Origin of the sequence: Streptococcus sp. Marseille-Q5986, from assembly GCF_946902915.1 — a bacterium.
Taxonomy (GTDB): domain Bacteria; phylum Bacillota; class Bacilli; order Lactobacillales; family Streptococcaceae; genus Streptococcus.
In genome coordinates this window covers 293,343-305,576 of record NZ_CAMPPY010000003.1, presented here as the reverse complement: position 1 = coordinate 305,576, position 12,234 = coordinate 293,343, and the positions used below count along the sequence as shown (strand labels likewise).

The 12,234-nt window shown below is 41.9% G+C and carries 14 protein-coding genes and 2 pseudogenes; 12 read left to right on the top strand and 4 right to left on the bottom strand.

Annotated features, from left to right (window positions below; genetic code table 11):
• Positions 1-57 precede the first annotated feature (57 nt).
• Entirely contained in the window at positions 58-1,599 is a 1,542-nt protein-coding gene (locus OVN21_RS06760; protein WP_267247798.1) for an ABC-F family ATP-binding cassette domain-containing protein, read from the top strand.
• 53 nt (positions 1,600-1,652) lie between these two features.
• Here OVN21_RS06760 and OVN21_RS06755 read toward each other — a convergent pair whose 3' ends face one another.
• The gene (locus OVN21_RS06755) at positions 1,653-2,456 is read right to left on the bottom strand and encodes a peptidylprolyl isomerase (protein WP_267247797.1); all 804 of its coding nucleotides are present in this window, start codon (positions 2,454-2,456) and stop codon (positions 1,653-1,655) included.
• Positions 2,457-2,671: 215 nt separating this feature from the next.
• On the opposite strand from OVN21_RS06755, the gene rpsP reads away from it, so the two are divergent.
• The 7 genes and pseudogenes from rpsP (at position 2,672) to OVN21_RS06720 (ending at position 6,073) form a co-directional block, all read left to right on the top strand.
• Positions 2,672-2,944, top strand: a complete 273-nt coding sequence (gene rpsP / locus OVN21_RS06750; RefSeq protein ID WP_267247796.1) for a 30S ribosomal protein S16 — start codon at positions 2,672-2,674, stop codon at positions 2,942-2,944.
• A gap of 19 nt (positions 2,945-2,963) precedes the next feature.
• Entirely contained in the window at positions 2,964-3,203 is a 240-nt protein-coding gene (kphA, locus tag OVN21_RS06745) for an RNA-binding protein KphA (protein WP_267247795.1), read from the top strand.
• Between the two features lie 42 nt (positions 3,204-3,245).
• Positions 3,246-3,578: pseudogene (locus OVN21_RS06740) on the top strand (MazG nucleotide pyrophosphohydrolase domain-containing protein).
• Positions 3,579-3,676: 98 nt separating this feature from the next.
• Positions 3,677-4,465: an alpha/beta fold hydrolase gene (locus OVN21_RS06735; protein WP_267247821.1), complete on the top strand. Its 789-nt coding sequence runs from the start codon at positions 3,677-3,679 to the stop codon at positions 4,463-4,465.
• Between the two features lie 30 nt (positions 4,466-4,495).
• The gene (gene rimM / locus OVN21_RS06730) at positions 4,496-5,014 is read left to right on the top strand and encodes a ribosome maturation factor RimM (RefSeq protein WP_267247794.1); all 519 of its coding nucleotides are present in this window, start codon (positions 4,496-4,498) and stop codon (positions 5,012-5,014) included.
• Positions 5,004-5,723 (top strand): tRNA (guanosine(37)-N1)-methyltransferase TrmD, encoded by a 720-nt coding sequence (gene trmD, locus OVN21_RS06725; RefSeq protein ID WP_267247793.1) that lies wholly within the window; start codon positions 5,004-5,006, stop codon positions 5,721-5,723. The genes rimM and trmD overlap by 11 nt, the downstream gene beginning before the upstream one ends.
• Positions 5,724-5,734: 11 nt before the next feature.
• Positions 5,735-6,073, top strand: a complete 339-nt coding sequence (locus OVN21_RS06720) for an ATP cone domain-containing protein (RefSeq protein ID WP_001196045.1) — start codon at positions 5,735-5,737, stop codon at positions 6,071-6,073.
• A 27-nt stretch (positions 6,074-6,100) separates the two neighbouring features.
• Here the strand turns inward: OVN21_RS06720 and OVN21_RS06715 are convergent.
• Positions 6,101-6,415 (bottom strand): annotated as a pseudogene (locus OVN21_RS06715) (hypothetical protein); the annotation flags it as partial.
• A gap of 110 nt (positions 6,416-6,525) precedes the next feature.
• Between OVN21_RS06715 and OVN21_RS06710 the strand changes: the two are divergent.
• Positions 6,526-6,738, top strand: coding sequence for a YdbC family protein (locus OVN21_RS06710; RefSeq protein ID WP_200371244.1), 213 nt, complete (start codon positions 6,526-6,528; stop codon positions 6,736-6,738).
• Between the two features lie 35 nt (positions 6,739-6,773).
• On the opposite strand, the gene OVN21_RS06705 is transcribed toward OVN21_RS06710, so the two are convergent.
• Together OVN21_RS06705 and gor are read right to left on the bottom strand one after the other, a co-directional pair.
• Entirely contained in the window at positions 6,774-7,310 is a 537-nt protein-coding gene (locus OVN21_RS06705) for a biotin transporter BioY (protein ID WP_267247792.1), read from the bottom strand.
• 143 nt (positions 7,311-7,453) lie between these two features.
• Positions 7,454-8,800: a glutathione-disulfide reductase gene (gor, locus tag OVN21_RS06700; RefSeq protein ID WP_267247791.1), complete on the bottom strand. Its 1,347-nt coding sequence runs from the start codon at positions 8,798-8,800 to the stop codon at positions 7,454-7,456.
• Between the two features lie 243 nt (positions 8,801-9,043).
• On the opposite strand from gor, the gene OVN21_RS06695 reads away from it, so the two are divergent.
• Genes OVN21_RS06695 through OVN21_RS06685 form a run of 3 tightly spaced genes read left to right on the top strand, consistent with a single transcriptional unit; the run spans position 9,044 to position 12,165 of the window.
• On the top strand, positions 9,044-10,219 hold the full coding sequence (locus tag OVN21_RS06695) for an efflux RND transporter periplasmic adaptor subunit (protein WP_267247789.1): 1,176 nt from the start codon (positions 9,044-9,046) through the stop codon (positions 10,217-10,219).
• Complete coding sequence (locus OVN21_RS06690) at positions 10,203-10,904, top strand: ABC transporter ATP-binding protein (RefSeq protein ID WP_049477654.1); 702 nt, start codon at positions 10,203-10,205, stop codon at positions 10,902-10,904. Before OVN21_RS06695 ends, OVN21_RS06690 begins: the two co-directional genes overlap by 17 nt.
• Before the next feature lies 1 nt (position 10,905).
• Positions 10,906-12,165, top strand: a complete 1,260-nt coding sequence (locus tag OVN21_RS06685; RefSeq protein ID WP_267247788.1) for an ABC transporter permease — start codon at positions 10,906-10,908, stop codon at positions 12,163-12,165.
• Positions 12,166-12,234 lie beyond the last annotated feature (69 nt).

Sequence of the window (12,234 nt, the reverse complement as noted above, 5' to 3'; positions counted from 1 at the left end):
CGCTGACGTGGTTTGAAGAGATTTTCGAAGAGTATAAAAACAAGATAAGGAATTACAATGAGTATTTTAGAAGTTAAAAATCTGAGTCACGGTTTTGGTGACCGTGCAATTTTTGAAGATGTGTCCTTCCGTCTCCTCAAGGGAGAGCATATCGGCTTAGTCGGTGCCAATGGTGAAGGGAAATCAACCTTTATGAGCATTGTAACTGGTAAAATGTTACCAGACGAAGGAAAGGTAGAGTGGTCCAAATATGTGACGGCAGGTTACTTAGATCAGCACTCTGTCCTTGCTGGAGGGCAATCTGTTCGTGATGTGCTTCGTACAGCCTTTGATGAGCTTTTCAAAGCAGAAGCTCGTATCAATGACCTCTATATGGAAATGGCTGAAGACGGAGCGGATGTTGATGCTCTCATGGAGGAAGTTGGCGAACTCCAAGACCGTCTGGAGAGTCGTGATTTCTATACCTTGGATGCTAAGATTGACGAAGTGGCGCGTGCCCTTGGTGTCATGGACTTTGGCATGGATACGGATGTAACCTCTTTGTCAGGTGGACAAAGAACCAAGGTTCTTTTGGCCAAGCTTCTCCTTGAAAAGCCCGATATCTTGCTCTTAGACGAGCCGACCAACTACTTGGATGCTGAGCATATTGACTGGCTCAAGCGTTATCTCCAAAACTATGAGAATGCCTTTGTCCTTATTTCACACGATATTCCATTTCTCAATGATGTGATTAATATCGTCTATCATGTGGAAAATCAACAGCTGACGCGTTACTCTGGTGACTACTACCAGTTCCAAGAAGTCTATGCCATGAAGAAATCTCAGCTGGAGGCAGCTTACGAACGTCAGCAGAAAGAAATTGCCGACCTCAAGGACTTTGTCGCTCGAAACAAAGCGCGTGTTGCAACACGAAATATGGCCATGTCCCGTCAGAAGAAACTCGACAAGATGGATATTATCGAACTGCAAAGTGAGAAACAAAAACCATCCTTTGATTTCAAACCAGCTCGTACACCAGGACGCTTTATCTTCCAAGCCAAGGACTTGCAAATTGGTTACGACCGTCCTCTGACTAAGCCCTTAAATCTTACCTTTGAACGCAATCAAAAGGTTGCCATTATTGGTGCCAATGGTATCGGGAAAACAACTCTCTTGAAGAGTCTCTTGGGGATTATTCCGCCAATTGCCGGGGAAGTCGAACGCGGTGACTATCTAGAACTTGGTTATTTTGAGCAAGAAGTAGAAGGTGGCAATCGTCAAACACCACTAGAGGCTGTCTGGAATGCCTTTCCTGCACTTAACCAAGCAGAAGTCCGTGCAGCCCTTGCCCGTTGTGGTCTGACAACCAAACATATCGAAAGCCAAATTCAGGTCTTGTCAGGAGGGGAACAAGCCAAGGTTCGTTTCTGTCTTTTGATGAATCGTGAAAATAATGTGTTAGTGTTGGACGAGCCGACCAACCACTTGGATGTAGATGCCAAGGATGAACTCAAACGTGCTCTCAAAGAATACAAGGGATCGATTCTTATGGTCTGCCACGAACCAGACTTTTATGAAGGCTGGATGGATCAAATCTGGGATTTTAACAAGCTAACTTAAAATGAGTATAAAAGAAATACAGTACCGTATGTTGGTACTGTATTTGGGGGTTTTTAAGATTTAAAATCGTAGTCTTTCACTACTTCGATACTATCGATAGTAATAGCAGTAGTTGGTTTGTCTTTTTCATCTTTTTCAGCCTTGGCAATCTTATCAACAATATCCATGCCGTCGATGACTTGGCCAAAGACTGGGTGTTTACCATCTAGACTAGGATTTCCCCCTTCTTTGTAGGCTTCGATGATTTTCTTGGGATACTTGCTTGTAGGGAGTTTAGCAGAGGTATCTGTAGAGTTTTGGTTGATGAAGAACTGGCTGCCGTTGGTGTTTGGTTGACCAGTATTAGCCATAGAAAGAGCACCACGGATGTTATAGAGATAAGGAGTAATCTCGTTCTTGAAACCAGTTCCCTTGTCTTTTGTCTTATCCTTGTCATGCCAGATGGACTGACCACCTGTGCCGTCCCCCTTTGGATCTCCAGTTTGAACCATAAAGCCATCGATGACACGGTGGAAGGTAATCCCGTTATAGTAGCCTTCTTTGGCATGAGTGAGGAAGTTTTCAACTGCTAGAGGAGCGAGTTTAGGGAAGAGTTTAATACGAATATCACCCTGACTTGTGTGGAGAATGACTTCGGCTTCATCTTCAGCAACTTCCTTAGAAAGTTGAGGGAAATTGGCATTCTCATTTGTTAAAGCATCGTTTAAGTCCTTGGCAGATTGGGCAGCAGCCTTAGAACTTTCTTCAGCAGCTAAGCTAGAATCTACATAGTCATCGCCACGCAGACTACGTTGGATGCTGCTACATCCAGCTAGGGCAACAGTGGACAGTAAAAGAAGGGTTGCTAGTTTTTTCATTGTTTTCCTCTCAAAAATTCATTTCTATCATTGTACCTTAAAAAGAAGTGGATTTCAAATGTAAAAGATTTTACTAAAAGTTTCTAGTAGCTGAAAAATTAAAACTCTGTCAAGTTTTTTTCTTGACACCTGTCAAAAATCTGCTATAATAGAACATGTGCTAAATAGCTCAGCTATTTCACCGAAATAAAAAATAAGAAAAGAGACATTAAAAAATGGCAGTTAAAATCCGTTTGACTCGTATGGGTTCTAAGAAAAAACCTTTCTATCGTATCAACGTAGCAGACTCACGTTCACCACGTGACGGACGTTTTATCGAAACAGTTGGGACTTACAACCCACTTGTTGCTGAAAACCAAGTAACTTTGAAGGAAGACCGCGTTCTTGCATGGTTGGCTGATGGAGCTCAACCTTCAGATACAGTTCGCAACATCCTTTCAAAAGAAGGCGTATTGAAAAAATTCCACGATTCTAAATTCTTAAAATAAGTTTAAAGTAGGTTGACAGATGGATACGATTGAAAATCTCATTATTGTGATTGTGAAACCTTTGATTTCACAACCTGATGCCTTAACTATCAAGATTGAAGACACACCAGAGTTTTTGGAGTATCACTTGGATCTTGACCCAAGCGATGTCGGTCGTGTTATCGGTCGTAAGGGTCGCACTATCTCAGCGATAAGAACGATTGTCTACTCTGTCCCAACTGAAGACAAAAAAGTAAGAATCGTTATCGATGAAAAATAAAAAAGCGGGACAGAAGTCTCGCTTTTTTGTGGAGAACAGAAGATGAAGGATTTAACGTTTAGACAATTACAAGATTATTTACTCGAACATTACCAGCAATCTTGAACTGAGGAAGGCCTCTTTATCAAGCTAGTGGAGGAAGTCGGAGAAGTAGCTGAGGTCTTGAATGGGCGCTCTGGCCGAAAAGAGGGTGTCCAGGACTCAAATGAGGAACTGGACAAAGAACTGGCTGATATTATTCACTACACGGTCGCAATTGCGGCCATCAACGATATTGACCTAACCAAAACCATCTTTGATAAAGATAAGAAGGCTGCCATCAAGTACCAGCATGAAAGAGATGTGGAAGGATTTTTGAAGGGGAAGGAGAGTTGATGTCCTCTTCCTCCAACTTGAGAAAATCCCTGGAACGTGATAAAATAAAGGACAAGGATTTTTAATAATTCATTGTTATAGAATGAGTGGGTTTCTTTATGAAGAGGTTTGAAGTATCTACAGAAATTGGTAGTCTCTCTGTTACTTATCAAAAGCAAAAGAAAGTGCTAGTTTGTCTAAACGGAGCAGGTTTGCTACCAAGTTATGAAAATTTTTCACTTATACTTGAAAAACTTCCTCCTACAATTGGTTATTTGACAATTGATTTTCCGAACACAGGTAGGAGTCTGATTCATGACCAAGCTGACAAAAATCTGGATAATCTTGTAGATGCAGTTTATGAAGTACTTGAAGAATTAGGGATTTCTGAATATATACTTTGTGTACATAGTTTGAGTGGAATTTTAGCTTGTAAATTGCTCAACAAATCAATTAAGTGTCAGGCTTTAGTAGCAATTGAACCGACAACTAAAAAAGTCATGTTTGCTGATTTTTCAGAAACTCCTTATCCAGAAATGGAAGAGCAGATGAGGTTGATTGACGAGTATGGATCTGAACTTTATTTGAAGAATTTAACTCAAGCAACATTTAGTCCTGAAACGAATAAAGAAATCTGGGAAATAATGCAAGAAAAAGGCTTAGAGTTGGAAAAGCAAAATCCAGGATTTCAGATGTCTGGGGAGATTACTGAGGAAGATTTTGAGGATGTATCTATAGAAGCTCATATTCCTGTATTTGTTTTTTGTCAGCCTTATAGAGAAAAAGAGTATAGAGAATCAGAATATTGGACTTCTAATACTAAACTCATTTTAGGAGGGAATCACCATTATTTACAATGGTCAGAATCAGAAAAAATTGCGACTATTATTCGAGAATTGTCAGAATAAGATGGAAAGAAGGAGACTACAGGAGACAAGATGAATTACTTTAATGTTGGGAAAATCGTCAATACGCAGGGGTTACAGGGTGAGATGCGCGTCTTGTCTGTGACGGATTTTGCAGAAGAACGGTTTAAAAAAGGGGCTGAGCTGGCTTTATTTGATGAAAAAGATCAGTTTGTTCAAACAGTAACTATTGCTAGCCACCGTAAACAGAAGAACTTTGACATTATTAAATTCAAAGATATGTACCATATCAACGCTATCGAAAAGTATAAGGGATACAGTCTCAAGGTCGCTGAGGAAGATTTGAATATCCTAGATGATGGTGAATTTTACTATCACGAGATTATCGGTTTAGAAGTCTATGAGGGAGAGAACCTGATTGGAACCATCAAGGAAATCCTGCAACCAGGCGCCAACGATGTCTGGGTGGTCAAACGAAAAGGCAATCGTGATTTATTATTGCCTTACATACCCCCAGTGATCCTCAATGTTGATATTCCAAATAAACGGGTCGATGTGGATATCTTAGAAGGGTTAGACGATGAAGATTGATATTTTAACTCTCTTTCCTGAGATGTTTTCTCCGCTGGAGCACTCGATCGTTGGAAAGGCTCGAGAAAAAGGGCTCTTGGATATCCAGTATCATAATTTCAGAGAATACGCTGAAAAGGCCCGTCATGTTGACGATGAGCCATACGGAGGCGGTCAGGGGATGTTGCTCCGAGCCCAACCCATTTTCGATGCCTTTGATGTCATTGAAAAGAAAAATCCTCGTGTCATTCTTCTTGATCCTGCTGGGAAACAGTTCGATCAGGCTTATGCGGAAGATTTAGCGCAAGAAGAAGAACTCATCTTTATCTGTGGTCACTACGAAGGTTATGATGAACGGATTAAGATTCTGGTTACGGATGAGATCTCTCTAGGAGATTATGTCTTGACTGGAGGGGAACTGGCGGCCATGACCATGATTGATGCGACCGTGCGCTTGATACCAGAAGTGATTGGCAAGGAGTCTAGCCACCAGGATGATAGTTTTTCTTCAGGACTTCTCGAATATCCTCAGTATACACGCCCTTATGACTATCGAGGCATGGTGGTACCAGATGTTCTCATGAGTGGACACCATGAAAAGATTCGTCAGTGGCGACTGTATGAGAGCCTAAAGAAAACCTATGAGCGTAGACCTGACCTGCTAGAAAACTATCAACTAATAACAGAAGAAGCAAAAATGCTGACTAAAATCAAAGAAAACAAAGAATAAAGGAGAACCTCATGCAAGTAATCAAACGTAATGGAGAAATTGCTGAATTTGATCCAGATAAAATTTACCAAGCTGTCCTAAAAGCAGCCCAAACCGTTTATGTTTTGACAGATGATTTGCGCCAAAACCTTGCTCAAGTCACTAAAAAAGTCGTTTTAGACTTGGAAGAAGCAAAAGTGGAACGTGCGACTATCAGCATGATCCAATCAATGGTTGAGCACCGCTTACTCGGCGCAGGCTATATCACAATTGCAGAACACTATATCTCTTATCGTTTGCAACGCGATTTGGAGAGAAGTGGCTATGGTGACCATATCGCAGTTCATCTTCATTTTGAACAAATCCGTTAAGAAAAAGAGTGGGATGTAATGAACATGTCACTCTTTCTTAAATAGACTTTTCTGAGCTTTTTGTACGGTTGAGGGAACGAAACGAAGCCGTTTAATATCACTGATACGAATGATTCGAGTCACGTTTTTTGAAAAATTCTTGATGATAATTTGCTGGCGAATGGCATCGTGTTTGAGAATATCACCCGTAAAACTTGTCTCGGCAAGTATGACATGAACAGCCGTCTTTTTTTGGATGGCTTGTTCAATCATAGCAGTGAGGGAGTTATCCTCGATTTGAGGATGATCATCATTCCCATTGAGAAAACGATGTAGTTTATCTAGAGACTGGTTTGAATGTCTGTTTCATAGAATCCTCCCTTCTTATATATCCATATTATATAAAATTTTTCTAAAAACCACAAGATTTTTACGAATAGACTATAGAAAGCATATCACATAAAGGAGTTAAAATGGCAGAATTTACATTTGAAATCGAAGAACACTTACTGACCTTGTCCGAAAATGACAAAGGATGGACAAAAGAACTAAATCGCGTTAGCTTTAATGGAGCACCAGCAAAGTTTGATATTCGTTCTTGGAGTCCTGATCATACCAAAATGGGCAAAGGAATCACGCTTTCCAATGAAGAATTTCAGGTAATGGTCGATGCTTTTAAAGGGTAACAATAAAAAGAGACTATTGTCCCAGTCTCTTTTTTTTATCTTGAGAAATAAGGAAGGCTTTTCAATCGTTCGAGTAGGGGACGGCTAATGAAACTAATGGCAATAATCTTACCAAAATCAGGAAGAATAAAGGGAAGAACTCCGACAGCGAATGCCTTATCGAATGACATACCAGCAAGGAAGTGGAGGCTGAGAATACCTCCGACAAAGACGAGGGAATCACCCAAGAGGTTGGCTAGGAAAATGCGAATATGGCCACTATTTTGATGGATGAGATAAGATGTAAGTCCAGCATAGACAAGGTCGAACCAAAGATAGCCTGCACTTGGACCGACTAAAACGTGAAATCCTGCACCAGTCCCTGCAAAGACAGGTAGGCCAATAGCACCCAGTAGGAGGTAGAGAGCTACAGATAGAACGGATTCCCTAGGTCTAAAAACAGTGGCAATTAGACCGATCGCAAAGTTTTGCAAAGTGAAGGGGACAGGACCGATAGGGAGACTGATTTGTGCCAATACGGCGATGAGAGCAGCACCGATAGCAGGAATGGCATAGATATGAGCTTTTTTCAAAACTGTTAACCTCTTTTCAAAATTATAGTAACTATTATACTAATTCAGAAAGAAAAGTCAACCTATTTTTGAAATCAAGATAACAATTTTGTAACAGCCGATTTTGCAAGTAAAAAGAGACCTCAAGAGGTCTCTTACAATAATTAGCGCATGGTCACAAATTCTTCTGAGGCAGTTGGGTGGATAGCTACTGTAGCATCAAAGTCCGCCTTGGTTGCTCCCATCTTGATGGCAACAGCGAATCCTTGAATCATCTCATCCACTCCGTAACCAAGTCCGTGTAGGCCAACAACTTTTTCGTCAGCACCCGCGGTGATGAGTTTGAAGCGTGATTCTTGACGATGGTTTGTAACGGCAGAGTACATAGATGCAAAGCTTGACTTGTAGACTTTGATGTTATCTTGGCCGTATTCTTTGATAGCTTGATCCTCGGTTAAACCAACGGTTCCGATTGCTGGGTGTGAGAAGACAACAGTAGGGATAGTCGTGTAGTCCATCCTGGCATTTGTTTTGCCGTTGAAGAGGCGTTCAGATAGGGTACGTCCTGCTTTGATGGCTACTGGGGTCAGTTCTTTCTCACCAGTAACATCTCCAAGGGCGTAGATGCCATCTACAACTGTATTTTGATACTCATCCACTTGGATAAATCCACGTTGGTTGAGTGTGACACCAGCCTTTTCTAACTCAAGACCGTCTACATTTGGACGGCGACCGGTAGCCCAGATAACTTGGCTGGCAGTGTGACTAGAACCGTCTTCAAAATGAATGGTAATGCCTTCCTCGGTTTCTTCGAGCTTGACTGGTACCTTATGCGTGTGCAAAGGTAGCCCTGTTTTTTCCATTTCATTGACAAGTCCTTCAACGATGTAGCTGTCAAAAGTGCGCAAGGGACGATCGCGACGGACGAATAAATCAGTTTTTACACCGAGTGCACGGAGAACACCAGCTAGCTCAACCGCAATATAGCCAGCTCCAAGAATCGCAACGGATTCAGGAAGTTGCTCCCAAGCAAAGACATCGTCTGAGCTACCACCGAGTTCAGCTCCAGGGATAGTTGGGATGCTTGGGCGAGCACCAGTCGCAATCACGATATGTTTGGCACGAATCAATTCACCATTGACGCTAACTGTGTGGGAATCAACGAAATGAGCACGACCTTCAATCAAATCAACACCGTTGCGCTTGAAACTTTCATCATAAGACGAGCGGGCACGATCGATGTAGGCTTCACGATTTTGACGAAGTTTTGCGAAATCAAATTGAACATCTGAACTTGTAAAACCGTAGTCAGGACCGTAGTGGTGGAAGCTTTCAGCGATTTGCGCTCCATACCACATGATTTTCTTAGGAACACAGCCGACATTAACGCAGGTACCACCTAATTTTTTCTCTTCGATAATAGCAGCTTTTGCACCATGTTCGCTAGCTCGGTTCATAGTGGCGATACCGCCGCTTCCTCCACCGATGGCGATGATATCATATTCTCTCATAGAAAACTCCTTATAGCTTTGATAGTCATATTCTATCGTTTTTACTATTTGAATGCAAAAATCTGCTACGGTAAAAAAATGATAAAAACATTTGCCGAATTTTAAAAGATAGTGTATTATATATCTAGTACAATAATCCAGAATAGATACCGAACGCAATGGTGATCCTGAACTGTCATTGTTTGAGCTTGGTGTTTCTGATATAATGGTTTTTGTAAGGCAAAGGAATAAAGGAGCTTAAAAATGAAAAGAAATAAAAAGGCAAAAAAATGGCAATTATACACAGCGATTGGTGTTGCCAGTGCTATTGTTATTGGTGCTGCGGGGATTTTGATTTTTAGACAACCTTCTCAGTCAGCAGTCAAGGAGGAAACCTCTCATATCGTTACTGCTAAGGAAGGTTCTGTTGCTTCATCGGTTCTCTTGTCAGGTACGGTTACAGCAAAAAATGAACAATACGTTTATTTTGATGCTAGTAAGGGAGATTTAGATGAAATTCTCGTTTCAGTCGGGGACAAGGTTGAAGAAGGGCAAGCGTTGGTCAAATACAGCAGTGCAGATGCTCAAGCTGCCTATGATGCAGCTGATCGTGCAGTTGCAAAAGCAGACCGTCATATCGAGGAGTTAAACAAAGCTCGTGAGAATGCACCAGCTTCTCCACAGATTCCAACAGAAGCAGGACTCCCAGAACAAGCGCAAGCAGGGACTTCTTCCGTATCTTCTATTGATTCTCAAATCAGTGATGCTAAGGATAATCGTGCAGATGCCGTAGCCCAGCTCAACAAGGCTCAAGCTCAGCTAGATGCTGCAACTGTCCTCAGTACACTAGAAGGGACTGTAGTTGAAGTCAATCGTAATGTTTCCAAATCGCCAACAGGTAATAGCCAAGTGGTAGTACATGTTGTAAGTAATGAAAACTTGCAGGTCAAAGGGGAGTTGTCTGAATACAACCTTGCTAACCTTTCTGTTGGGCAAGAAGTTACCTTTACTTCGAAGGTTTACCAAGATAAGAGCTGGACAGGAAAAATCAGCTATATTTCTGATTATCCTAAAAACAATGGAGAAGCAGCAAATGCAGCCCTTGGAGGAAATACTGGATCTAAGTACCCTTATACTGTTGATGTGACTAGCGATATCGGTGAGTTGAAACAAGGCTTCTCGGTCAGTGTGGAAGTCAAAAATAAGAGTAAGGCCATCCTTGTTCCTTTGACAAGCGTTGTTACCGAAAATGACAAAAACTATGTCTGGATCGTTGACGACCAGAAAAAAGCGAAGAAGGTAGAAGTTACTTTGGGGAATGCGGATGCAGACAACCAAGAAATTACTTCAGGTTTGACAGACGGTGCCAAGGTCATCAGTAATCCAACATCTTCCTTGGAAGAAGGAAAAGAGGTGAAGGCTGATGAAGAAACTAATTAGTCTCAAAAATATCTGTAGGAGTTATCGAAATGGTGACCAAGAACTGCAGGTCCTTAAAAATATCAATCTAGAAGTTCATGAAGGTGAGTTTGTTGCCATTATGGGACCATCTGGTTCTGGTAAGTCTACATTGATGAATACCATCGGAATGTTGGATACACCAACCAGTGGAGAGTACTACCTTGAAGGGCAAGAAGTTGCAGGTCTTGGAGAGAAACAACTTGCCAAGGTCCGCAACCAGCAAATCGGCTTTGTCTTTCAGCAGTTCTTTCTCTTGTCCAAGCTAAATGCACTTCAAAACGTCGAATTGCCCTTGATTTACGCTGGTGTTTCGGCTTCAAAACGTCGGAAATTGGCTGAGGAATTTCTGGAAAAGGTTGAGTTGACGGAGCGTAGTCATCATTTACCTTCGGAATTATCCGGTGGTCAAAAGCAACGCGTAGCGATTGCACGTGCCTTGGTAAATAATCCCTCTATCATCCTAGCAGACGAACCCACAGGAGCCTTGGATACCAAGACAGGAAATCAAATCATGCAGCTGTTGGTAGAGTTAAACAAGGAAGGGAAGACCATTATCATGGTCACGCATGAGCCTGAGATTGCTGCCTATGCCAAACGCCAGATTGTCATTCGTGATGGTATCATCTCGTCTGACAGTGCTCAGGTAGAAAAGGAGGAAAACTAAGATGCAGAATCTGAAATTTGCCTTTTCATCCATCATGGCCCATAAGATGCGTTCCTTCCTCACCATGATTGGGATTATCATCGGAGTTTCGTCTGTTGTTGTCATCATGGCTCTGGGAGACTCTATGTCTCGTCAGGTCAATAAAAACATGACCAAATCACAGAAGGATATCCATGTCTTTTTCTCTCCTATCAAAAGCAAGGACGGCTCCTTTACGCAGAAACAATCCGCTTTGACAGTCAGTGGGAAAGAAGAGGATGTTCATGTTGAACCACCAAAACCACTGGAGTCTTGGGTCAAGGAGGCTGCCAAACTCAAAGGAGTAGACAGTTACTATGTCACCAACTCGGCCAACGTTACCTTATCTTATAAGGATAAGAAGGTTGAACGAGCGACTCTGACAGGCGGAAATAGCACCTACATGAACGCAGTTGAAAATGAAATCGTTGCGGGTAGAAGTCTAAGACCGCAAGACTACAAGGAATTTGCCAGTGTGATTTTGCTGGACGAAGAACTAGCCAAGAGTTTGTTTGATAGTCCAGAAGCTGCGGTAAATCAAATCATCTCTGTCAATGAATTTAGTTACCGTGTGATTGGCGTTTATACTAGCAATGAAGCTAAAACTGCTAAAGTATTTGGGATTGGTGGTCTTCCAATTACGACTAATATCTCTCTTGCAGCCAATTTTAATACTGATGAAATCTCGAACATCGTCTTTCGTGTCAATGACACTAGTTTAACGCAGACCTTGGGTCCTGAGTTGGCTCGAAAACTGACTGGGATTGCAGGTCTTCAGCAAGGGGAGTACCAAGTTGCAGATGCAACTGCCGCCTTCCAAGAGGTACAACAACTATTTGGTTTTATGACCACCATTATCAGTGCCATCGCAGGAATCTCTCTCTTTGTCGGAGGGACTGGTGTTATGAATATTATGCTAGTTTCGGTGACAGAACGTACGCGTGAGATTGGTCTGCGGAAAGCTCTCGGAGCTACACGGGCTAATATCTTGGTACAGTTTTTGATTGAGTCTATGATCTTGACCTTGCTAGGTGGCTTGATTGGCTTGACAATTGCAAGTGGTTTAACTGCCTTAGCAGGTTTGTTACTGCAAGGTTTAATAGAAGGTATAGAAGTTGGAGTATCAATCCCAGTTGCCCTATTTAGTCTTGCAGTTTCGGCTAGTGTTGGTATGATTTTTGGAGTCTTGCCAGCCAACAAGGCATCGAAGCTTGATCCAATCGAAGCCCTTCGTTATGAATAAGATCAACAAGATGGACACTCGTCTATCTTGTTTTTGTATGGATTTCCCTATCGAAATTCATTAAAAATG